The organism is Parabacteroides faecalis, from assembly GCF_022809355.1.
Lineage (GTDB): Bacteria > Bacteroidota > Bacteroidia > Bacteroidales > Tannerellaceae > Parabacteroides > Parabacteroides faecalis.
Genome location: NZ_JAKZMM010000012.1, coordinates 21,633 through 44,926 on the forward strand (window position 1 = coordinate 21,633; position 23,294 = coordinate 44,926).

Below are 23,294 nucleotides of genomic sequence, written 5' to 3' on the forward strand. Positions count from 1 at the left end.
AAATATGGGTATATTTAGTTTTTTCAGCAAAGAGAAAAAAGAAACGCTCGACAAAGGCCTTTCCAAAACAAAAGAAAATGTTTTTACCAAAATCACAAGAGCTATTGCCGGTAAAAGCAAGGTAGATGATGCGGTATTAGACAATTTGGAAGAGGTCTTGATAACTTCGGATGTTGGTGTGGAAACAACGCTGAAAATCATAGACCGTATCGAAAAGCGTGTGGAACGAGACAAATATGTGACGACCTCGGAGCTGACAGGCATTCTGCGTGATGAAATAGCGAATCTGCTGACGGAGAACAAGACAGAAGACGGGGAAGGTTTCGCACTGCCGGAAGACAAGAAACCGTATGTGATTATGGTGGTTGGCGTAAATGGTGTTGGAAAAACAACGACGATTGGAAAACTGGCCTATCAGTTTAAGAAAGCCGGCAAGAAAGTATATTTGGGTGCAGCCGATACTTTCCGTGCGGCAGCCGTCGAACAGTTGGTGATCTGGAGTGAGCGCGTAGGTGTTCCGATTGTGAAACAGAAAATGGGTTCAGACCCGGCTTCGGTTGCTTTCGATGCGTTGAGCTCGGCCAAGGCCAACGATGCCGATGTGGTGATTATTGATACGGCAGGCCGTCTGCATAACAAAATCAACTTGATGAACGAGCTGACGAAGATCAAGAATGTGATGAAGAAGGTGGTGCCGGATGCGCCTCATGAGATCTTGCTCGTGCTGGATGGCTCGACCGGACAGAACGCTTTCGAACAGGCCAAGCAATTCACGGCAGCCACGGAAGTCAATGCGCTGGCTGTTACCAAACTGGACGGAACGGCCAAAGGTGGTGTCGTGATCGGTATCTCCGACCAGTTTAAGATTCCGGTAAAATACATAGGTCTGGGAGAAGGAATAGAAGATCTGCAAGTATTCCGCAAACGCGAATTTGTCAATTCTTTGTTTGGCGAATAATGCTCTTATAAAGGTATTCCGAAAGACAAGCAGGATAAATAAATGGAAAGCACCCGGGTGTGTTACAAAACCTCCCGGGTGTAAATTTGTTTAGATAGATAAAGAAGTTTCTATGAGAAAGAATAAAGTTGATATCATTACATTGGGTTGTTCGAAGAATCTGGTCGATTCGGAACAACTGATGCGCCAGTTTGCTGTGAATGGCTATAAGGTAGAACATGATCCGCATAAGATTAACGGCGAGATCGTAGTTGTCAATACCTGTGGATTTATCGGTGACGCCCAGGAAGAATCCATCGAAATGATTTTGGAGCTGGGGCAGGCCAAGAAACAAGGTAAAATCGGCAAACTGTTCGTCATGGGCTGTCTATCCGAACGTTTCCTGCACGACCTGGAACAAGAATTGCCCGAAGTGGACCGTTTCTACGGGAAGTTTAACTGGAAAGAGCTGATCTCTGACCTGGGAAAGGCGTATCATCAGGAACTGGCGTACGACCGGATCTTGACGACGCCGAAGCATTATGCCTATCTGAAGATCGGCGAAGGCTGTAACCGCACTTGCTCCTATTGTTCGATACCCATTATTACAGGAGCCTACCAGTCTCGCCCGATGGAAGATCTGGTGAACGAGGTGAAGCTGCTGGTCGGTCGTGGCGTGAAAGAATTCCAGCTGATTGCCCAGGACCTGACATTCTATGGCGTGGATCTGTACAAGCGGATGGCACTGCCCGAACTGGTAGAACGCATCTCGGATGTTCCCGGAGTAGAATGGATTCGTCTGCACTATGGCTATCCGACTCATTTCCCTTTGGATCTGCTGCCTGTGATGCGTGAGCGCGAGAATGTATGCAAATACATGGATATCGCCTTGCAGCACATCAGCGACAATATGCTGAAGCTGATGCGACGGAACATCACCAAGGCCGAGACCTACGAGCTGATAGAACGGATGCGCAGTGAAGTGCCCGGCATCCATTTGCGGACAACCCTGATGGTGGGACACCCGGGAGAAACCGATGCTGACTTTGAAGAGCTGCTGGAGTTTGTCCGGAAAGCACGCTTCGAGCGGATGGGCGCCTTTGCATACAGCCATGAAGAAGGAACCTATGCCTATAAACATTACACAGACGATATCCCGCAGGAAGTCAAGCAAGAACGTCTGGACAGCCTGATGCGTATCCAGGAACGTATCTCGCTGGCAGTCAATCAGTCGAAGATCGACAAGGTGTTTAAAGTGATGCTGGATCGGGAAGAAGAGGATTTCTACATTGGCCGTACCGAATTTGATTCGCCCGAAGTAGATCCGGAAGTGCTGATCCGGAAAGACGATGTCTTGCATCCGGGACAATTTTACCAGGTTCAGATAGAAGATGCGCAGGCTTTTGAATTATATGGTAAAGCTTTATTAAAATAAATGTTGATTTGTTTGCAAGATAACTGAAAAATGACTAATATAGCGACTGATATACAAAATACATCTTCCATGAAAAGTAAAGAAGTAATAGCGGAACTGGCCGGACGCATGGGATGGACTTCCAAAGAAGTCACAGAAATGCTTTCTGCCCTGGGTTCGGCTATCGGGACGAAGTTGATGGAAGGCGATTCTGTGAATTTGTCTGCATTCGGACAGTTTGATGTCCGGAAAAAGATGGAACGTATATCAGTGAATCCGACCAATGGCAAACGTTATCTGGTCCCGCCCAAATTAGTTCCGGTCTTCAAACCATCCTCCGCTATGAAAGGACGCCTAAAAGAATTGGAAGACAATGAATAACCGACTTTCCATACAAGATTTGGCCTTGATTTTGTCTGAGCAGACAGGCAAAAGCACGGAAGAGGCTTTGCGCTTTTTGCAAGAGTTCATTGCGGTGGTCAGTGAAGGCGTGTACAACGACAAACTGGTGAAAGTGAAAGGACTGGGTACCTTTAAGATTATCCGGGTGGAGGAACGCGCCAGTGTGTCGGTCAATTCGGGAGAGCGTTTTGTCATTCCGTCGCATTATAAATTCACCTTCACTCCGGATAAAGAACTGAAGGAGCTGGTGAACAAGCCTTTTTCTCTCTTTGATACGGTCGAACTGAATGAGGAAGTCGATTTCTCGGATGTCGATGTTTCGGCAGAGACAAGTGGGGCAGAAGAGGCGGCAGACGATTCTTCCGAAGAAATATTGCCGGATGGAATCCCCGAACAAGCCATTGAGGCGCCTCAGACTCCGGAACCGGAAGTGAAACCGGAACCGGCAGTAGAAGAGGAAGCTGTTCCGCAAAAAGAGGCGAAAGCCGAATCAGAAGCGGAAACAGAAACAACGCCTGAACCGGAAGTTGAGACAGAACCGGAGCCGAAAGCCGAAGCCGAAACAACTCCGCAAGAAGAAGTGGAAGCCGAACCGAAAGCGGAAACAGAAACAATGCCAGAACCAGAAGTTGAGGCCGAACCGGAGCCGAAGGTCGAAGCAGAAACAACTCCGCAAGAAGAAGCAAAAGCCGAGCCGAAGCAGGCAGAGCCAGTGCCTTCGGTTTCAGGTTATAAAGAGTACAGAAGAAAAAGACGGCGCAGCGCTTCCCGCAAGCTGTTGTTCCCGATTGCCTGTCTGTTTGTGGTTATTGTGCTGGGCATCGTCTATATTGTTTGCCTGAGCGGACGGACGACAGTCAACAAGAACTGGGAACCGCCTATGGCAGAAGTCGGAAATCCGACTCCTGAGGCCGGGATGAATCCCGTTCCGGCAGATTCGACAGGAGTGACGCCGCCTGATTCGGCCAGTCTTGCCGCCGATTCAGTGGTTGCAGAACCACCCGTAGTGGAAGAAAACCAACCGGAAGAAACACCCAAGTCTGGCATATTGGCTCTGGTAACGATCAAGGCCGGCGATCGGCTGGCATCGTTTGCCAAGCAGTATTATGGACATAAGTTTTTCTGGGTTTATATCTATCAATACAATCAGGATATCATATCCGATCCGAACAATATCCCGATTGGAACCGAATTGCGGATTCCGGATCCCGGATTGTATGGAATAGATGCGACTGACCGGAGCTCGATTGACAAAGCCGCCGCCTTGCAATCGCAGATTCTGGGTAAGTTCAGTAAGTAGTATTTGTGTAGATGTGCTAATAGATTGAGACCTTTGATTCCATCGGAAGGGAAGGCTCAAACAGCGTATTTCAGCAGAAATAAGTTGACTTAAATTTGAAATGACGATGAAAGCAGACGTAAAAAAAGTAGCAGTATGTTGTGTTTTGCTGGCTGCGCTTACGACGGGATGCCAAACCCCGGCAGATAAGCAGGAGAGCCAGCAGGTCAAACGGGAAAAAACGGCTTTTCAGACCAGTCAGCCGTGGAGAGCAACCATGGACAACCGGGCCGATGTAGCGATTGTGTATGGCGTAGGTGGAAATCCTTCCGACAAAGACAAAAATGCCCTTTCATTCGAAGAGCGTGTCCAGTCATGGCGAGACCGGGGCTATATCACGCATTTTATGACTGGCATTGCCTGGGGCGGTTATGAAGATTACTTCACCGGCCAATGGGACGGGAAAATGCACCTCGACGAAGGACAGGTGGAACGCCATGGCGACACGATATGGCACGGCCACATGGTTCCTTATATTGTTCCGAGCCAGAACTTCATCAAGTATATGAAGGAAAAGCATATCAAGCGGGTCATCGATGCCGGCATTGACGCCATCTATCTGGAAGAACCCGAATTCTGGGCACGGGCCGGATATAGCGAAGCCTTCAAGCGCGAATGGAAAGAATATTATGGTTTCGACTGGCGCCCGCAACATGAATCGGCCGAGAATACATATCTCTCCAACAAGCTGAAATACCAGTTATATTACCGGGCATTGAACGAATGCTTTACGTATGCGAAAGAATACGGACGGTCGAAAGGAATGAATGTACGCTGCTATGTGCCTACACATTCGCTGGTGAATTATGCCCAGTGGCAGATCGTGAGTCCTGAAGCCAGCCTGGCTTCCTTGCCTTGCGTGGATGGATACATCGCCCAGGTCTGGACCGGAACTTCCCGCGAGCCGAATTACTATAACGGAGTGAAGAAGGAGCGTGTCTTCGAGAATGCCTTTCTGGAATACGGATGTATGGAATCCATGACGGCGCCGACCGGACGCAAGGTATTCTTCCTCACCGATCCGATTGAAGACTGGCCACGCGATTGGGCCGACTACAAGAAGAATTACGAAGCGACCTTCACGGCCAAGCTGCTTTATCCGGATAACGACAATTACGAAGTGATGCCCTGGCCCGAACGTATCTATGAAGGCTTGTACAAGAAGAGCGCCGACAGCGACGAGAAGATCCGCATCCCGCGCTTCTATTCTACACAGATGCAAGTCATGATCAATGCCCTCAATCAGATTCCTTTGTCCAACAACGAGATATCCGGATCGAAAGGACTGAGTGTCTTGATGGCCAATTCGCTGATGTTCCAGCGCACACCCGAGCCGGTGGCCGGATATGATGATCCGCAGCTCTCGAATTTCTATGGACAGGCGCTTCCTTTCCTGAAGCGTGGCGTACCGGTTCATCTGATGCACATCGAGAATGTCTCTTATCCCGAGAACTGGAAAGACACGAAAGTCCTGCTGATGAGTTATTCGAACATGAAGCCGCTCGACGAGAAAGCTCACCAGTATATTGCCGACTGGGTGAAGAAAGGTGGCGTACTGGTGTATAGTGCGACCGACCGCGATTCTTTCCAGCAAGTACAGGAATGGTGGAATCAGGGAGAGAACCATTTCCGGGCTCCTTCCGAACATCTTTTCCAGCTGATGGGCATCAAGCCGAATGCAAGCGAGGGCGAATATGCCTGTGGTAAAGGAACAGTGTATGTATTCCGGAAAGATCCGAAGCAATATGTCATGAAAGAAGACGGTGACCGGATTTATGTCGAGATCGTCAAACGGATGTATGAAGACAAGGCGAAGGCCGGAAAGCTGGAATTCAAGAACAACTTCTACCTGAAGCGCGGCATGTATGAATTGGTATCGGTGATGGACGAGAGCGTCAGCGACAAGCCTTATCAACTGAAGGGACGTTTTATCGACCTCTTCGATCCGCAGTTGCCGGTTTTGGCACAGAAGACCGTCAATCCGGGCGAACAGGCCTTCCTGATTAATCTCGATCAGGTGAAGAATCCTGATCAACCTCAGGTTCTTTGCGGAGCCGCACGTGTCTATGATGAGAAGGTGAAGAAAGCTTCCTATTCATTCGTGGCCAAAAGTCCAGCAGAAACCACCAATGTGATGCGTGTCCTGCTGCCGGCTGCTCCTAAGAAAGTCAAGATCCAAGATGCCGAAGGCGAAGATATAAAGGAAGCCACTTCGGAATGGGACGAAGCCAGCCGCACCTTGTTGCTGACCTTCGAGAACAGTCCGGAAGGCGTCCAGGTGAAATGCAAGTGGTAAAAAGAAAGAAGGTGTGTCAAAATGATCAACTCATTTGACACACCTTCTTTTTTATACCGGAAAATGATTTATCAATAGATGGCTTTTGCCTCGATGACACATTCCAGGGCACTTGAATTAGCGGCAGCGTTGGCTTCCTGGAACGGACCGTACCAATAACAGCCGAAACTCATTGTCTGTGGGTCGTAATTGCGTGAAATGATCGACTCGGCATTCTTGATAATGAATTCCTTGTAGATCGGATTATTGGTTACCTTATATAAAAAGCCGAGGTGACGGATAAAGATTCCCTTGAACTGCACACCGTCACGACTTTTGGCTACTTGCGGATTCATCTCGCACAAGATGCCTTCTTCGTTGACCATTTCTTTCGTGATAGTTGCCTGTGCAATCTTCTCTGCCATATTTAGGTATTTCTTGTCGTGCGAATGCAAGTACATCTCGGCCAACACGGCGATGGCAACACCTTGGTTATAGGTGTAATGCGATCCGCGGTTAGGCGTACAGTCTTTGGTCAATCCGTCTTCGATCTGATGGATTTCGGTGTTGTACATGCCCGTCTGCAAATACCAGTTTACTTCCTTCTTGAACCAGTCGGCATATTGCTGTTTTCCGGTCTCGTTGTAAAGACGGATAGCCGTCAGGGCAAAAAGGTTGTTGGCGATGGAGTTTTTGTATTCCAGCGGATTCTTCTTCCAGAACGAACCGCCGCCACAGGTATCGTCGCTCCAGCCGGTTGTCATGTCTTCGAAAATAGTTTCGGCCATGTTCAGATACTTCTTGTCGTTTGTCAGACGGAAAGCGTTGATCCAAGCCAAAGCCCACCAGCCTTCATCATCATAATAATCATTGATGAAATTATCACAATAACGAACGACAGTGCCGGTCGAATCGGCAATCGGATAATGTTTTGCCTTGTTATACACGTCTTCGATGACCGGAACGATCTCTTTCTTGTTCTTGGTCACTTCCGCATAGCGGATGACAGCCGTCAGCAAGTTGGCCGAGTTCCACTATCCGGCCGTTTCCCAGATTCCGGTTGAATCCGTTCGCCATGTCAGCGACCGTTCAAGACTTGCATGCATTTTTGTGTCGAAAGGCGTGTGCTTATGCCCACCACAAGCCGAAAGAAGCAACACCATGGCTGTTGCAACGAAATACTTCTTCATCATAATTAATCAGGATAATTGTTTCAACGAGGTGCAAAGATAGAAATAGTGTTTCAATAATGAATGGATAATTGGTTTTTATCTGCTATTATCAAGAAAAACATTCCAGTCTGACGGAGAAAAACGGATCAGACAAGATGGAATAAAAAATGTAAAATTCGCTTATGATCGGATTATCTTTATTATTTTTACCCGAAAGATTTAATCTCCATTGAAATTCTTTAGAATCGGGTAGGTTTATAAAATTAGAGTGCGGTTATGATGAAAGATATCAAGAATCTGATTTTCGATTTTGGAGGCGTGCTGATCAATCTGGATCGTACGGCTTGCCGGGAAGCTTTTGAGAAATTAGGCATTGAAAGTATCCACGAAAGTGTACTGGATGATTACCGCCAGAAAGAGTTGTATATGCAGCTGGAATCGGGAAATATTTCTGCGGCAGCTTTCCGGGCCAGTATGCGCCGTTTATCGGATCAGGATTTGACAGACCAGCAGATTGACGATGCCTGGGTTTCCATCCTGGGTGATATTCCGGATTATAAGTTAGATTGGCTTCTTGAGTTGCGCAAGCAATACCATATTCTTTTATTGAGCAATACAAACAGTATCCACTGGCAATGGTCTGAGCAGAACCGGTTCCATTACAAAGGGCATAAAGTGGATGATTTCTTCGACCGGATTTATCTTTCCTATGAGCTTCACATGCAGAAGCCGGATGTGGAGATTTTCAAGTTTGTCTTGCAAGACTCAATGATTACACCCGAGTCGACTTTCTTCATCGACGATTCGCCCGCCAACTGTAAGGCTGCCGAATCGTTAGGCATTCAGACTTATTGTTGTCCGGCTGGTTCCGATTGGACTTTCCTCTTCAAGTAAAGAGAAAATAGGGGCACAGGATTCTGTTCTCAGGAAAAAGAATGCGTAAGAATCATGTCCCCTTGTATTTTCAGGAGAGAACACCGCTTACTCCTGCCATGAAAGATAATCTTCGAATGTATAATGCAGCAGGTTCGGGATGACTTTGTACACTTTGTCTTTCAGCTCGTCTTCCGAGTTGGTGGTACTTAAACCGATGACACGCATGCCTGCATTGGTCGCAGCGCTGATTCCGGCAAACGAATCCTCGAAAACGATGCATTCTTCGGGTTTGCGCTTCAGGTCTTCGGCAGCCAGCAAATAACACATTGGGTCTGGTTTCCCTTTCGTGATCCGGTTTTCAGAGACGAAGGTGTCAAACAGTCCTTCCAGATTCATTTCCTGAAAAGCCCTTTTCATCTTTCTGTTTTCCGAGCTGGTGACGAGTCCGACCTGAACTCCGTGTGCTTTCAGCATTCTGACAAACTCCAGCGAACCCGGAACTGGCGGGAAAGGCATGCGGCTCTCGAACTCATCCGATTCTGCCTGGATCTTCCGTTGTTCTTCTTCCGGCCGGTCTGAAAAATACTTTTTCATGACGTTCGACATGGTTGTTCCTTTTATGACAGCCGCGAAATGCGGAATGCCTGTATGATAACGGATGCCGGCATCATCCCAAAACTGGTCGTATAAAGGTTCGGTATCAGCCAGGACACCGTCAAAATCAAATAAAGCAGCTTTTATCTGTTGCATGATCATGATAGATTAAAATAAAAAAGGTAACCCGATAGATAAGAACCTACAGAGTTACCTTTTATTGTCATGAATAAAAATCAGAAGCCTGATTATTTAATGTTCGGATTCAACTTGTTCCATTCAGCTACTGGAGGAAGAACGCCCATAGCGATTACTTCATCACGCAAAGCGCACAAGTGTTCGTAGCTCTTATCCAAAGCAGCCTGTTCTTCTGCAGTACCGTTCAAAGCAGCGCAGTGGCAACCGTCTTTGTCGATAGAAGTTTCCCAAGCCATCATGATGTGGTCATATTTATCGTTAGATACATATGTACCAGCCGGCCAACGGAATGCCTTACCACCCATAGCAGCAGCAATCATTTCGATAGAAACGTATGACGGGCTCTGGAAAGAAGAACGACCACGCAAGTTGATGATGTTAGCACCACCCTTAGTTACTTTCTGCTGGATTTCAGCCCATTGTTCAGCTGTTAAAGCGTCAGTACCGATGATATCTGTCAACGGTTTGCCGTTAACTTTAGCAGTAGAAGCAAATACAGCCATCTGTTCGCCGTGGCCACCGTATGTACGGCAGTTTTCAACAGCGTCCATAGAGATACCGAAGTGTTTAGCTAATTCGCTGCGCAGACGAGTTGAGTCCAAACCTGCCAATGTAGTTACCTGACCTGGTTTCAAACCTGAATATAACAAAGTGATCAAACCAGTGATATCAGCCGGGTTGAAGATAACAACGATGTGCTTAACATCCGGGCAATACTGTTTTACGTTCTTACCGAATTCTTCAGCGATAGCTGCATTACCTTTCAGCAAATCTTCACGAGTCATACCAGCCTTACGAGCTGCACCTCCTGAGTTAACGATATATTTAGCACCTGTTAATGCTTCTTTGATGTCGGATGTAAAAGTGATGTTTACACCTTCGAAACCACAATGGAACAATTCTTCAGCAACACCTTCCAAACCCGGAGCATACGGGTCATATAAACAGATGTTTGAAGTAAGACCCATCATAATAGCTGTTTGAGCCATGTTAGAGCCAATCATACCTGCTGCACCAACAATAGTCAGCTTTTCATTTGTAAGCACGTTCATAGAGCATTAATTTTTTAGTTATTCTTATTGTAAAACAAATTCTTAACGAAAAGGTTTCGAATTTGTCTTGTTTATTTATAGTGCAAAAATACAAAATATATTCTTTCAACCTATCATCTATGGATTAATTTCAGATGTTTCAGAAAGTTTTTCAAAACAGATTGGGCAGTGATGAAAATTCATGCCGACCTTTTCTCCAAAATACGCCGGCTTTTTATCGAAATACGCCGGGAATTGATGAAAATACGCCGGCTTTTTCACGTTTCGTAATACCTAAATTTGTATTCTGTTGGTTTTTTGCTACCTTTGTCAAAAATGTTGTGTGTATTCAGGAAAAGTTCTTTAGACGGATAATGACCATTTCACTGAATATAGCCAAATAGAAATAATAACAGAAAACAAGTAAAGTGTATCATGAAAAAGAAAAGTTTCTGGTCGGTAATGCTTGCTGCTTCTTTAGCCTGGATGAGTTGTCCTTCGTTTGTGAGTGCAGCAGAAACATTCGACCCTGTTGAGTACGTCAGTCCGCTGGTTGGTACTCAGTCTACTTTTGAGTTGTCAACCGGTAATACGTATCCGGCTATCGCACGTCCGTGGGGTATGAACTTCTGGACTCCGCAGACGGGAAAGATGGGAGATGGTTGGCAATATGTTTATACAGCGAACAAGATTCGCGGTTTCAAACAGACACATCAGCCGAGTCCTTGGATCAATGACTACGGGCAGTTTGTCATCATGCCGGTTGTAGGCAGTCCGGAGTTCGATCAGGATAAGCGCGCCAGCTGGTTCTCTCACAAAGGAGAAATAGCCAAGGCTTATTATTATAAGGTATATCTGGCCGAACATGATGTCGTAACAGAGTTGACACCGACCGATCGTGCTGCTTTGTTCCGTTTCACTTTCCCAGAGAATGATCATTCATACATCGTAGTGGATGCGTTGGACAAAGGTTCGTATGTAAAAGTCATCCCGGAAGAAAACAAGATCATTGGTTATACAACCAAGAACAGTGGTGGTGTCCCTGATAACTTCAAGAACTATTTCATCATTCAGTTTGATAAGCCTTTCACCTATAAGGCTACCTTTGCTGATGGCACATTAAGCGAAGGAAACGTAGAACAGCAGGCCAATCATGCAGGTGCTGTGATCGGTTTCAAGACGAAGAAAGGTGAGATTGTTCATGCCAAAGTAGCTTCTTCTTTCATCAGCTATGAACAGGCTGCCATCAACATGAAGGAGTTGGGCAATGACAGTTTCGATACGTTGGTACAGAAAGGAAAAGAAGCCTGGAACGATGTCTTGAGCAAGATTGAAGTAGAAGGCGGAAACCTCGACCAGTATCGTACGTTCTATTCTTGTCTGTATCGTTCGTTGTTGTTCCCGCGTAAGTTCTATGAACTGGATGCAAACGGAAAAGTGGTTCACTACAGTCCGTACAACGGTCAGGTATTGCCGGGATATATGTACACCGATACAGGTTTCTGGGATACATTCCGTTGTCTGTTCCCGTTCCTGAACCTGATGTTCCCGTCGGTCAACAAGGAAATGCAGGAAGGTCTGATCAATACCTATAAGGAAAGTGGTTTCTTCCCCGAATGGGCAAGTCCGGGTCACCGCGGCTGTATGGTAGGAAACAACTCGGCTTCTGTTCTGGTCGATGCCTATATGAAGGGTGTGAAGGTAGAAGACCTGAAGACATTGTACGAAGGATTGATTCACGGAACGGAGAATGTTCATCCGAAGGCTTCTTCAACCGGACGTCTGGGTTATGAATATTACAATGAATTGGGATACGTTCCGTATGATGTCAAGATCAATGAAAATGCAGCTCGCACATTGGAATATGCTTACGACGACTGGTGTATTTACAAGCTGGCGAAAGACTTGAAACGTCCGAAGAAAGAAATCGATCTGTTCGCTAAGCGGGCAATGAACTACAAAAACCTGTTCGACAAGGAAACCAACCTGATGCGTGGTAAGAATAAAGACGGTAAGTTTATGGCTCCGTTCTCTCCGCTGAAATGGGGTGATGCTTTCACTGAAGGAAACAGCTGGCACTATTCTTGGTCAGTCTTCCACGATCCGCAGGGATTGATCGACCTGATGGGTGGAAAAGATGTCTTTGTCCAGATGCTGGATTCAGTATTTGCCGTTCCGCCGATCTTTGATGACAGCTACTATGGTGGTGTGATTCATGAGATCCGTGAAATGACCGTAATGAACATGGGTAACTATGCACACGGAAACCAGCCTATCCAGCACATGATCTATATGTATAACTATGCAGGCGAGCCTTGGAAGGCACAGTATTGGTTGCGTCAGGTAATGAACCGGATGTACACTCCAGGACCGGACGGTTATTGCGGTGATGAAGATAACGGTCAGACTTCAGCTTGGTATGTCTTCTCAGCTTTAGGATTCTATCCGGTTTGTCCGGGAACTACCCAGTATGTGATGGGAGCTCCGTTGTTCAAGAAGGCAACCTTGCATTTCGAGAATGGAAAATCGCTGGTGATCAATGCACCGGCCAACAGTGCTGAAAACTTCTATATCAAATCCTTGAAGTTCAATGGTCAGAATTATACGAAGAACTATCTGGATCATAACGATTTGATGAAGGGTGCGGTATTGGATATAGAAATGGATGACCAGCCGAACAAGCAGCGCGGAATCCAGACAGCCGATTTCCCATATTCTTTCTCTACTGAGAAGAAGTAATTCGGAAAATTCTCTATACTTCTGTTTAGTCAGGCACGATTTATATGGATTTGCACTTTTATTGGATAATGATAAGTGAAATCGATTTGAATCGTGCCTAATTTATTATCTTTATCCCTAGAAATATAAAATCATTATTATATGAAGAAAGTATATAAATCAACATTGGTCGTTCTGGCTTCTCTGTTCCTGCTGGGTTCGTGTACTCCGCAGGCAAACAACAAAGCCGGAGCCATGAAGTCGCCCATCGAGTATGTGAATCCATACATGGGTAACATCAGCCATTTGCTGGTGCCGACGTATCCGACCGTACATCTTCCGAACAGCATGATGCGTGTTTATCCCGAAAGAGCCGATTTTACAGGTGATCGGTTAGGTGGTTTACCTTTGATTGTAACCAGCCATCGCGGAAGTTCTGCCTTTAACCTGAGTCCGTATCAAGGAGACGAAAGCGGCTTGCGGCCGGTTGTTCCGTTGAGCTATGACCAGGAAAAGCTGACTCCATACCGTTATCAGGTGTATTTGGACGAACCGAATGTCGATGTGGACTTTGCTCCGTCCCGGCAAAGTGCGGTGTATAGCCTGACTTTCGAGAATGAGGCTCCTTCTTATCTCGTATTCAATACACGAAGAGGAGAGATCGAAGTGAATGGCAATGCCGTGAGTGGTTTCCAGTATATTGAAGGAAACACGAAAGTCTATCTGTATGCGGAAGTCGACAAGACACCCGAAAAGGTCGGAACCTTAACTGATGGAGCCGTAAAGACGGATGTCCTGAAGAAAGAAGGCGAGAATGCTGCGGTTGTGATGGCTTTCCCGGTCAATGTTGGCAAAGTAGGTGTTCGTTATGGCGTTTCATTTATTGATGCAGAACAGGCGAAAAAGAACTTGCAACGTGAGATTGCTGCTTATGATGTGGACGTAGTGGCCAAAGCCGGACAGAATGCCTGGAACCAGGCGTTGGACAAGATCCAGGTTGAAGGTGGTACTGAAGACGACAAGACAGTCTTTTATACTTCGCTGTATCGTTGCTTTGAACGCCCGGTTTGTATCAGCGAAGATGGACGTTATTACAGTGCTTATGATGGAAAAATACATGAAGATGGCGGACGTCCGTTCTATGTAGATGACTGGATTTGGGATACTTACCGTGCTACACATCCGTTGCGTGCCCTGATTGATGCAGAACGCGAAGGAGACATCGTTAATTCTTTCTTGCTGATGGCCGAACAGATGGGTACGAACTGGATGCCAACATTCCCGGAAGTAACCGGTGATTCTCGTCGTATGAACTCAAATCATGGTGTAGCAACGGTGATTGATGCTTACCGGAAAGGTGTCCGTGGATTTGATCTGGCCAAAGCCTATGAGGCTTGCCGCAAAGGAATGGAAGAAAAGACCTTGATTCCGTGGTCGGGCAAACCGGCCGGCTGGCTCGACCAGTTCTATAAGGAACATGGTTATATTCCGGCTTTGCGTCCGGGCGAAAAGGAAACGGTAGAGAATGTATCTATGTGGGAGAAACGTCAGCCGATCGCTGTGACTTTGGGTACGGCATACGATCAGTGGTGTCTCGGACAGATTGCCCAGGAATTAGGCAAGAAGGACGAAGCTGATTACTACCTGAAGTGTTCGTATAACTATCGGAATGTATTTAATCCTGAGACCGGATTCTTCCATCCGAAAGATAAAGACGGCAAATTCATTACTCCGCTGGATTACCGTTATGACGGCGGTCTGGGTGCCCGCGATTATTATGATGAAAACAATGGCTATATCTATCGTTGGGATGTGCAGCACAACATCGGCGACTTGATTTCGCTTGTGGGTGGAAACGATAAGTTTACCGCTGCATTGGATGATATGTTCAATACGCCATTGGGCATGTCGAAGTGGCAATTCTATTCTACATTGCCTGATCATACCGGAAATGTGGGTATGTATTCGATGGCCAACGAACCGAGTTTGCATATTCCGTATCTGTATAACTATGCCGGAAAGCCTTGGATGACGCAGAAACGTATCCGCACCTTATTGACACAATGGTTCCGAAACGACCTGATGGGCGTGCCGGGTGATGAAGACGGTGGCGGAATGTCAGCCTTTGTTGCCTTCAGTCAGATGGGATTTTATCCGGTCACTCCGGGAATGCCGTCGTATAATATCGGTAGTCCGGTCTTCACCAGTATGAAGATGCACCTGAGTAATGGCAAGATATTTGAGATCAAGGCAAACAATGCTTCGCCGGAAAACAAATACATCCAGTCGGCCCGCCTGAATGGCAAAGAACTGAATCAGGCTTGGTTTAACCACAGCGATATCATGGATGGCGGTTTGCTGGAAGTTGAAATGGGACCGAAGGCAAACAAGTCGTGGGGAACAGCCACTCCGCCGCCTTCAGCAGCTCCGATGCCATAAGATGAATCATATATTTGCCCTGGGATTCGTCTCAGGGCATTTTTATATCCAACAGAAAGAATCACCTGGACTAACCCGACGGCTGTTTGCCCTGAATACACTCCATAAAACCTGTCAGGAAGTTTCGTTTTTCTCCCGCCCTCATGAAAAATATAAAAAGGTATTTGGAACGAGCGACTTATCTTTCTACTTTTGCATTCAAAATCGAACAAGTATAGCATGTTAAGAAAAATAGTTATTCTGACCGTTTTAGGCGGATTCCTGGTAAGTCATTCGACGGAAGCCCAGGACGTTCGGACGGATTCGGTAGCGGTTGTTTCCGAGTCGGTACCCGATACGGTATCGAAACCGGTGTTGATGTTGGATGGTAAGCCGATGACAGAAAAACAGATGAAGCGTTATTACAAGCAGATGCGTCGTGATTCGATTCGGGAAACGAAGAATATTTGGTGGTCTGTTTTGGGTGGTCCGTCTTATACGCCGGAAAGTTCCCTGGGTGTGGGCGGTGCAGTATTGTCGAGTTTCCGTTTTCATCGGAACGACTCCATTACCAAACGATCTTTTATCCCTGCCGGTTTCGCTATCTCCTTGAATGGTACATTTGTCCTGGCCGGAGCCGGAACTCTTTTCTTCAATGAGAACAAATTCCGTATTTACGTCAATTACAGTTTCCGCAACGAGCCTGCCCATTATTATGGAAAAGGATACGAAAGCATAGAGAATGTTCAGCGTGGCGACTCCACCACGAAATATCATCGGACGTATTTCCAATTCTATCCGCGTTTTGTGTGGGAAGTCAAGCCGAACCTGTTTGCCGGAACTTTATTTGAATTGAATCTGACGAAAGCAAGTGATGTGAATCCGGTGATGGCTGCCGATCCGTATTTCCTGAAGTTCAAACCGAAATATGTGAATATTGGTGTCGGCGGTTTGTTGCAATACGATACACGTGATGATGTGGCAACGCCTACTTCGGGTATGCTGGTGAGCGGAATGGCTAAGTTCTTCGGCAAGTATCTGGGCGGTGCTTATAATTATGAGTTGTTCGAACTGGAATATCGTCAGTTCAAGAACGTTTTCCGTCCGCGCAGTACGCTGGCGTGGATTGCCAAAACACAGATAGGAGTAGGCAATGTTCCTTTTTCCGAATTGCCTTCGTTTGGTTCGCCTTTCGATCTCCGCGGATATTACATCGGACAATATCGGGATAAATCGATGGCCTACGGGATTTTGGAATACCGCCACATGTTTGGTAGTCCGGCCATGTATAAAAGCGGAAACTTCTGGGCGAAGTGTGGTTTCGTAGCCTGGGTCGGAACAGGAACCATTGGCAATACGCCTTTTGTTGATTGGAATAAATGGAAACTCAACTATGGTGCCGGTCTCCGAATCCAAGTACAGCCGGGAAAGAATTTCCGTCTTGACTTAGGAAAAGATCCGGCCAACAAGGGAATTTCATTTTATATGAATATGACGGAAGCATTCTGATCAAGAGAATGCTTCCGTTTTTTTATGTAATACACAGGCGGCTTAATCCAGTAACTTCGGATTGAATAGGAGATAACCGATGTTAATACCGAAATTGAAGTTCTTGCTTGGATAACTATATCCGTTGGCATACAAGCTGATGCTGGTGAAAGGCAGGTGAACCACAAAGGCTGCTTCTCCCATATACTTGAATGAATCGAGGAACTTCCCGTAATAAGGCAAGGTCATCACGTAATTGTTGTCTAATACTTCGGTATGTTTCTTGATTTCGTAGAGCGGCAAAAATCCATATAGATCTAGCCGGAAATGGACGAACTTGCCCAACTTCAGGATCGGAGAGACGCCCAGTGCCGCATATTGGTTGGCACGAAAGGCTTCGTTGAATACGATCGTGCTGTGCGGAGTCGGTGTAAATGCCGGTGCCTGCAGGATAGAAGCCGTATAGTTTTCCATCAGGTTCTTGCTGGATAAAACCAGCTCTCCGGTATATCCCAGATTAAACAGCTTGCTCAGTTCGTGGTATTGTTCCCAATGGGCTTTCATCTGGAGCCAACTGTGGGTATTGTTTTTGGTTGGTTCCGTAGCTACGTTAGGCTTGTATTTCTCGGTTCCGGTGATATACTGGGCATTCAATGACCGCTTCACTCCTGAGATCGGGTAAACCTTCGTACTCAATGAGTTCTGTTCGATATTCAACGATCCCGAGAATAGGTTATAACGGCTGTGTTCATAATCCCGGTCGGCAAACGAGACTTCGGTATTCTGGTAATAATAGTCATTTAACTGGCCGTAGCCAAAACCGATTTCTGCTTTTGCCCGGTTCAGGAACGGGAAACCCAGCTTCAGCTTCATGTACAGTTCGTGCTGCTTGATGAAAGCCGGCACGACATCTTCGTAGAACAGCGACTGGCTTTCCGAATAACGTTTGTAGGAGAACACACCTTGCCAGTTGATATACGTAGGAATGCGCGTTTGCAGATACATGCGTCCGTTCAGCATCACGCCGCTGAAAGAGTTTCCTACCTGAAAGTCTGCATTCATATCAGCCGCATATCGTCCTAAATAACGGTAACCAAGACCTAAATAGAGTTGGTTGGCCTGATGGGATGAAATGTTTCCTCCCAGACCGATATTTATCTCGTCGGACATCGTGATGTACAAATGCAGGTCGAATGTTTTGTTTACCCGGTTGTAAATCGCCTTCGGAACAATTTCCTTGATCTTCGAATAGGCCAGCATCTTGAAATAAGCCCGCTTGAATTCTTCCATCGAAAATTCCTGGTTAATGTCGCGGTGCAATTGCGATTCGATGTACTTCTGCTGCGACTCTGATACGCCGGTAATATAGATATTCTTGAATACCAGAGGCGGCAGACTTTCCTTGTATTGTTTCCGTCGCAGGTTTAATGAGTCAAGAGGCATTCTCCGGTGTACCCGTCCTTTGATGGAATCAATCAGACTCATGGTGCGCTTGTAGCCCATTTCCATGATCTCGTTGGCTTTCTGGAAGTCGAGTAAGGAAACATCCGGCATGTTAAAGCGGATAATCATGCCGTCTTCTTCATCTACCTCGTAGTTGGTTTCCTGCATGATCATGGTTTCTATCTGATTGTACGGATTGTTGGAAGGTTTGCTTTTACCGGTACTCAAGGCCACTCCGAAGATGAAATCTGGGTGAAAGTCTTCTTTCATCGTTTTAACCGGGAAGTTATCATAAATACCTCCGTCGAACATCGGGACACTGTCTTTCCACACGGGTTTGAAGAACAAAGGGAACGTCATGGAGATACGAACCGCTTCTCCCAAATCTCCGTTTTTGAAGATCACCGGCTTTTTGTTATAGATATCCGAACCGATACAGCGGAAAGGAACAAACAAATTGTCAAAATTCCAGGCTGCTTTGGCTGTTGCCTGCGCATACAAAGCCATAAAAGCCTGATTCATCTGAATGGGGTTAATCAGACTCTGAGGCAAGAAGTTGGTCTTTATCTGCAAGGAATCGGACATATCGATGGAGAAGTGTGCCATTTCGGGCGTCGGATCGGGTTTCCGGAAATAATACATATAATCATCTTCCACCGTTCCGGTTTGCCAATAGCCAAATTCTTTCGATAGCATCAGTTGAAGCATTTCATCGGGCGTGTAACCCATGGCGTACAAACTGCCAATGATTGCTCCGATGGACGTACCTGTAATGTAATCGATAGGAATTTCATTCTCTTCGAAGGCTTTAATAACGCCTATATGGGCTGCGCCTTTGGCACCACCGCCGCTTAATACCAATCCGACTCGCTGTGCTTGCAGGGAGTTTATGAGTATAAAAAAGAAACTGATAACAATTGAAATCCGCTTCATAAGATACTTTTCAGAATTTATTCCAAAAGTAAGGAAAGTATTTTAGAAAATCAAAGCGGATTCTGTCAATTCTTAGACAGAAAAAATATTCTAGACGCAATGAATACATTCGCATCCGAAATATTGTATTTGGGAAAATGATTGTTGTGAATATGAATAGGAGAAGGAGATGTGGGCAGTGATGGATTCGAACCACCGAAGGCGTAAGCCAGCTGAGTTACAGTCAGCCCCATTTGGCCACTCTGGTAACTGCCCTAATCAATTGAGACTTGAAAATTAAAAATTGACAATTTATTTTATTGTAAATTGCCAATTCTCTATTATCAATTTTCAATTATTTTGAGCCTCTTGTCGGATTCGAACCAACGACCCCGAGATTACAAATCACGTGCTCTGGCCAACTGAGCTAAAGAGGCAAATCATATTTCAAAGAAAGTGGGCAGTGATGGATTCGAACCACCGAAGGCGTAAGCCAGCTGAGTTACAGTCAGCCCCATTTGGCCACTCTGGTAACTGCCCTAATTAAAATTGATAATTGAAAAGTAAAGGTTGAAAAATAAAGAATTAATTTTCAATTTTCCATTATCAATTTTCAATTGTTTTGAGCCTCTTGTCGGATTCGAACCAACGACCCCGAGATTACAAATCACGTGCTCTGGCCAACTGAGCTAAAGAGGCATTGTTTGTTTTTGTCATTGAGAATGTTTATTTCTCAAATGCGGTGCAAAGGTAGGACTTATTTTTGAATTTGCAATACTTTTGATCGAAAAAATGCAAATTATTTTTCATTCTTCTATTTCATATTTACTGAATATGCTGATATAGAATTGTTTTTCTTCTTCCGGGCGGAAAAGAAAAAAATGAATAAGCGGTCGTTTATTCTGTTTGTTTTCTTGTTTGGGTCCGATTTGTCTATTTGTCATGGATTAGCAATTTGTCAAATGAACCCTCTCAAAACGGGCGTATTTCGATGCAAAGTACAGGTGGGTCGAAAATTTTCGAGTTTTGAAGGGGTTAAAAAACGGTTTTTATGGCTTAATTAATTTATTTACAATGAAATATGCTGAAATTTCTAGGTTTTGTTTTTGAGCCATTTTTTTGAATAAAATAGCCTTTGGATACTAAAACGAAGGGTAAAAAACGAATTATCATCTGAAAACAGGGAATAAATCCATCTTTTTCGTCAACTCCTAGGCATCTTTTCGAAAATTCATGCCTATGTTTTATGAAAAAGGTAGGCATGAAATGTTGAAAAGGTAAGGTCTTTTTCTAAAAAACCGGTAGGATTTGTCTGCAAAACTCCTTAAAAACGGGTTTGAAAGTCTCGAAAATCATCTTTTAAGGCTTTGAAGTCAATTATTTATGCCTAATTATATCAAAGTTGTGTTAGTAGAAACGAAGGAATTTGGACATTTTGTTCTTCAAAGGGAAGGAATGGTTACTAAAAGAAAAAGCTTTCCGGTGTCAGACCGAAAAGCTTTTGTTGGCACGGAACGAGAGGCTCGAACTCCCGACACCTGGTTTTGGAGACCAGTGCTCTACCAACTGAGCTAGTTCCGTATTGCGAGTGCAAAGGTACGGATTATTTTGAATATTCCAAATTCTTGAGAAGAAAAATTCAAAAAAAGTTTCTTTTATAAAATGGGCGGAATAAAAAAATATCCAAATGAACTTCGTATCTTTGTGAATGTAGATGAAAAAAGTGGTTCTTATTGAAAGATATATGAAAAAGACGTGGATTACAACAGCATGTTTGCTGTTTGCAACAGTGGCAATAGGACAGGTACCAGAACTTTCACCAACACCTCAGTCGTGTGTCTTGGGAAAAGACAAGTACCAAAAGCCAAGCATTTTTCTTTTCAAAGGCTTGAATGAGACGGATACTGTCAACCAACGGTTTGCCGAGAATCTGTTGCCGAAACAAAAGGAACAAGGGAAATATTGGAAGTTAATTGTTGGCGAAGCCGGTGACCGCTCCGTCCGTTCTGTTCGGAAACGGGTTCCGCAACAAAGTGAAGGATATTATCTGCGGGTCAGAGACCATGAGATTATTGTTGCCGGCAGAGACGAGCGTGGAACATTTTACGGACTTCAGACGTTGAAGCAACTGTTGCAGCAGCCGTCTATCCCGGAGCTGGAGATTACGGATTATCCGGATGTGCCTTTCCGTGGAATCGTGGAAGGTTATTACGGGAAACCCATGGATTTCGAAACTCATTTGCGGATGTTTGGTTATTATGGGGCGAACAAGATGAATATCTATTTGTACGGACCAAAAGACGATCCGTATCACAGTTCGCCGCATTGGCGGCAGCCTTATCCGGAAAAGGAAGCACAGGAAATACGGGAAATGGCTCGTGTGGCGCGCAACAACGGACTGGATTTCGTATGGGCCATTCATCCGGGAAAGGATATTCGCTGGAATCAGGCCGACCGTGATTCGGTGATTCTGAAGTTCGAGTCGATGTATCAGCTGGGAGTCCGGGCATTTGCCGTCTTCTTTGATGATATCAGCGGCGAAGGAGCCAAGGCCGATAAACAGGTGGAGCTGCTGAATTATATCAATGAGCACTTTATCCATCAGAAGCCGGATGTGAAGCCGTTGATCATGTGTCCGACGGAATATAACCGGGAATGGACCGATCCGAAGAATCAGTATCTTGAAACACTGGGATCGAAACTAAATCCGGACATCGCGATTATGTGGACGGGTAATTCGGTGATCTGCAATATCCAGCAGGAAGATATGGACTGGATCAATGAACGGATCAAACGGAAAGCTTTTATCTGGTGGAATTATCCGGTGAACGATTACGTTATGGATCATCTGCTGCTTGGTCCGGTTTACGGAAACAGCCTGCATATTGCCGACAAGATGTCGGGCTTTGTCTCCAATCCGATGGAGCATGCCGAAGCATCGAAAGTAGCCGTTTTCGGTATTGCTGATTATTGCTGGAACATGGAAGCATTCGACGGTGAGAAGTCGTGGAACCTGGTGTTGAAAGAGCTGATGCCAACGGATGCCGATGCTTTCAAGCTCTTTGCTGAACACAATGCCGATCCGGGTACGAATGTGCATCATTTCGAAAGAGATGAATCTGTACGGATAAAACCTGTTCTGGATGAGTTTTTGCAGCAAGTCCTTCAGCATACGGCTACTTTTAAGGAAGACGAAGTGCGCACCGAGTTCGAGAATATCGTGTATGCCGCAGATCTTTTGATGGCGAATGAAGATAATCCGTACCTGACGGCCGAGATCGATCCTTGGTTCCATCAGTTTAAGACACTGGGAGAAATGGGTATCGAGGTCATGAACCTGTATAAAGCCTGGCAGGAACAATATCAGGAAGCCTTTCTGAAGAGTTATCGTCATTTGCGGGCCTTGCAGCATGCGTGGTATAAATATGATATGACCATGAACCAGGAAGTACAGCAACCGGGCATCAAGACCGGATCAAAGGTGCTGAAGCCGTTTATTGATAAGTTGTTTACGCACTTGACGGATGAATACAACCACCGGTTCCAGGCAGAGTTGCCAACTACGTTGAACTACTCGGCTTATAAGTTGGAAAGTAATGTTGAGCAGCTTAAAAACCTGCCGGTATTTCTGCGGAACAAGACGAAAATAACGGTTTCTCCGCTGAATGAAGTTTTGAAGTGGCAGGACGGCGGACAGCTGACGTTAGCACTGGGCGGAACCGTTCCGGCTACTGAATTGCGTCTGGACTTGGGCGACAAACAATTGGATTGGATCAAAGTGGAAATACAACAGGCAGATGGCAACTGGACAGAAGTGCAACTGGCCAATTTGTGGGAATCTGTTTATCGTGTAAAACTGGAAGGAAAGGAAGTGACTGCTTTCCGCCTGACCAATCGGGCAGGGCAGTCAAAAGAATGCCGGTTGAAGACGTTGTATTTGCAGCAGGCAGCAGCCAAAACTGCCGATAAGAAATAGGAGAGACGATTGCAGTTCTTTCTGTGGTCAAGGCATAAAAAGAGCCACGGCTTTTCGGAAATGATTCCTTCCGACAGCCGTGGCTCTTCTTGTACTGTTCT

General features: G+C 45.7%; 14 protein-coding genes, 5 tRNA genes and 1 pseudogene. 10 read left to right on the top strand and 10 right to left on the bottom strand.

Annotated features, from left to right (window positions below):
- Positions 1-4: 4 nt before the first annotated feature.
- The 5 genes from ftsY to MUN53_RS06365 all read left to right on the top strand — a co-directional run bounded on the left by ftsY (position 5) and on the right by MUN53_RS06365 (position 6,388).
- Positions 5-958, top strand: a complete 954-nt coding sequence (gene ftsY / locus MUN53_RS06345; RefSeq protein ID WP_022455739.1) for a signal recognition particle-docking protein FtsY — start codon at positions 5-7, stop codon at positions 956-958.
- A gap of 112 nt (positions 959-1,070) precedes the next feature.
- Positions 1,071-2,372 (top strand): 30S ribosomal protein S12 methylthiotransferase RimO, encoded by a 1,302-nt coding sequence (gene rimO / locus MUN53_RS06350; protein ID WP_022455738.1) that lies wholly within the window; start codon positions 1,071-1,073, stop codon positions 2,370-2,372.
- Positions 2,373-2,441: 69 nt separating this feature from the next.
- The gene (locus MUN53_RS06355; RefSeq protein WP_243324046.1) at positions 2,442-2,732 is read left to right on the top strand and encodes an HU family DNA-binding protein; all 291 of its coding nucleotides are present in this window, start codon (positions 2,442-2,444) and stop codon (positions 2,730-2,732) included.
- Positions 2,725-4,053 (top strand): HU family DNA-binding protein, encoded by a 1,329-nt coding sequence (locus MUN53_RS06360; RefSeq protein ID WP_243324047.1) that lies wholly within the window; start codon positions 2,725-2,727, stop codon positions 4,051-4,053. Before MUN53_RS06355 ends, MUN53_RS06360 begins: the two co-directional genes overlap by 8 nt.
- A 106-nt stretch (positions 4,054-4,159) precedes the next feature.
- Positions 4,160-6,388 carry a hypothetical protein gene (locus MUN53_RS06365; protein ID WP_022455735.1) on the top strand — a complete coding sequence of 743 codons (2,229 nt, stop codon included), beginning with the start codon at positions 4,160-4,162 and terminating at the stop codon, positions 6,386-6,388.
- A gap of 71 nt (positions 6,389-6,459) precedes the next feature.
- On the opposite strand, the pseudogene MUN53_RS06370 reads toward MUN53_RS06365, so the two are convergent.
- Positions 6,460-7,389, bottom strand: a pseudogene (locus tag MUN53_RS06370) (glycoside hydrolase family 76 protein); the annotation flags it as partial.
- 12 nt (positions 7,390-7,401) lie between these two features.
- Entirely contained in the window at positions 7,402-7,560 is a 159-nt protein-coding gene (locus tag MUN53_RS06375) for a hypothetical protein (protein ID WP_243324051.1), read from the bottom strand.
- Between the two features lie 258 nt (positions 7,561-7,818).
- On the opposite strand from MUN53_RS06375, the gene MUN53_RS06380 reads away from it, so the two are divergent.
- Positions 7,819-8,433 carry an HAD family hydrolase gene (locus MUN53_RS06380; RefSeq protein WP_243324138.1) on the top strand — a complete coding sequence of 205 codons (615 nt, stop codon included), beginning with the start codon at positions 7,819-7,821 and terminating at the stop codon, positions 8,431-8,433.
- A gap of 87 nt (positions 8,434-8,520) precedes the next feature.
- On the opposite strand, the gene MUN53_RS06385 is transcribed toward MUN53_RS06380, so the two are convergent.
- Complete coding sequence (locus MUN53_RS06385; RefSeq protein WP_243324052.1) at positions 8,521-9,165, bottom strand: HAD family hydrolase; 645 nt, start codon at positions 9,163-9,165, stop codon at positions 8,521-8,523.
- A 92-nt stretch (positions 9,166-9,257) separates the two neighbouring features.
- Positions 9,258-10,259 carry a malate dehydrogenase gene (locus MUN53_RS06390; RefSeq protein ID WP_022455731.1) on the bottom strand — a complete coding sequence of 334 codons (1,002 nt, stop codon included), beginning with the start codon at positions 10,257-10,259 and terminating at the stop codon, positions 9,258-9,260.
- 414 nt (positions 10,260-10,673) lie between these two features.
- Between MUN53_RS06390 and MUN53_RS06395 the strand changes: the two genes are divergently transcribed.
- The 3 genes from MUN53_RS06395 (at position 10,674) to MUN53_RS06405 (ending at position 16,883) form a co-directional block, all read left to right on the top strand.
- Entirely contained in the window at positions 10,674-12,977 is a 2,304-nt protein-coding gene (locus MUN53_RS06395; RefSeq protein ID WP_243324054.1) for a GH92 family glycosyl hydrolase, read from the top strand.
- Positions 12,978-13,118: 141 nt separating this feature from the next.
- Positions 13,119-15,395, top strand: a complete 2,277-nt coding sequence (locus tag MUN53_RS06400) for a GH92 family glycosyl hydrolase (protein WP_243324055.1) — start codon at positions 13,119-13,121, stop codon at positions 15,393-15,395.
- Between the two features lie 219 nt (positions 15,396-15,614).
- Positions 15,615-16,883 (top strand): BamA/TamA family outer membrane protein, encoded by a 1,269-nt coding sequence (locus MUN53_RS06405; RefSeq protein WP_243324056.1) that lies wholly within the window; start codon positions 15,615-15,617, stop codon positions 16,881-16,883.
- 42 nt (positions 16,884-16,925) lie between these two features.
- Here MUN53_RS06405 and MUN53_RS06410 read toward each other — a convergent pair whose 3' ends face one another.
- The 6 genes from MUN53_RS06410 to MUN53_RS06435 all read right to left on the bottom strand — a co-directional run bounded on the left by MUN53_RS06410 (position 16,926) and on the right by MUN53_RS06435 (position 20,798).
- Positions 16,926-19,238 (bottom strand): patatin-like phospholipase family protein, encoded by a 2,313-nt coding sequence (locus tag MUN53_RS06410; RefSeq protein ID WP_243324058.1) that lies wholly within the window; start codon positions 19,236-19,238, stop codon positions 16,926-16,928.
- Between the two features lie 172 nt (positions 19,239-19,410).
- Positions 19,411-19,493, bottom strand: a tRNA-Tyr gene (locus MUN53_RS06415).
- Between the two features lie 87 nt (positions 19,494-19,580).
- Positions 19,581-19,654 (bottom strand) — tRNA-Thr (locus MUN53_RS06420).
- 20 nt (positions 19,655-19,674) lie between these two features.
- Positions 19,675-19,757 (bottom strand) — tRNA-Tyr (locus MUN53_RS06425).
- An 85-nt stretch (positions 19,758-19,842) separates the two neighbouring features.
- Positions 19,843-19,916, bottom strand: a tRNA-Thr gene (locus MUN53_RS06430).
- An 806-nt stretch (positions 19,917-20,722) separates the two neighbouring features.
- Positions 20,723-20,798, bottom strand: a tRNA-Trp gene (locus MUN53_RS06435).
- Between the two features lie 163 nt (positions 20,799-20,961).
- Between MUN53_RS06435 and MUN53_RS06440 the strand changes: the two genes are divergently transcribed.
- A complete protein-coding gene (locus tag MUN53_RS06440; RefSeq protein WP_243324062.1) occupies positions 20,962-23,193 on the top strand; it encodes a beta-N-acetylglucosaminidase domain-containing protein in 2,232 nt (743 codons plus the stop codon).
- Positions 23,194-23,294 lie beyond the last annotated feature (101 nt).

Coding starts and splice junctions, on each gene's coding strand:
- ftsY (WP_022455739.1), top strand. CDS start 5: ATGGGTATATTTAGTTTTTTCAGCAAAGAGAAAAAAGAAACGCTCGAC.
- rimO (WP_022455738.1), top strand. CDS start 1,071: ATGAGAAAGAATAAAGTTGATATCATTACATTGGGTTGTTCGAAGAAT.
- MUN53_RS06355 (WP_243324046.1), top strand. CDS start 2,442: ATGAAAAGTAAAGAAGTAATAGCGGAACTGGCCGGACGCATGGGATGG.
- MUN53_RS06360 (WP_243324047.1), top strand. CDS start 2,725: ATGAATAACCGACTTTCCATACAAGATTTGGCCTTGATTTTGTCTGAG.
- MUN53_RS06365 (WP_022455735.1), top strand. CDS start 4,160: ATGAAAGCAGACGTAAAAAAAGTAGCAGTATGTTGTGTTTTGCTGGCT.
- MUN53_RS06375 (WP_243324051.1), bottom strand. CDS start 7,560: ATGATGAAGAAGTATTTCGTTGCAACAGCCATGGTGTTGCTTCTTTCG.
- MUN53_RS06380 (WP_243324138.1), top strand. CDS start 7,819: ATGAAAGATATCAAGAATCTGATTTTCGATTTTGGAGGCGTGCTGATC.
- MUN53_RS06385 (WP_243324052.1), bottom strand. CDS start 9,165: ATGCAACAGATAAAAGCTGCTTTATTTGATTTTGACGGTGTCCTGGCT.
- MUN53_RS06390 (WP_022455731.1), bottom strand. CDS start 10,259: ATGAACGTGCTTACAAATGAAAAGCTGACTATTGTTGGTGCAGCAGGT.
- MUN53_RS06395 (WP_243324054.1), top strand. CDS start 10,674: ATGAAAAAGAAAAGTTTCTGGTCGGTAATGCTTGCTGCTTCTTTAGCC.
- MUN53_RS06400 (WP_243324055.1), top strand. CDS start 13,119: ATGAAGAAAGTATATAAATCAACATTGGTCGTTCTGGCTTCTCTGTTC.
- MUN53_RS06405 (WP_243324056.1), top strand. CDS start 15,615: ATGTTAAGAAAAATAGTTATTCTGACCGTTTTAGGCGGATTCCTGGTA.
- MUN53_RS06410 (WP_243324058.1), bottom strand. CDS start 19,238: ATGAAGCGGATTTCAATTGTTATCAGTTTCTTTTTTATACTCATAAAC.
- MUN53_RS06440 (WP_243324062.1), top strand. CDS start 20,962: ATGAAAAAGACGTGGATTACAACAGCATGTTTGCTGTTTGCAACAGTG.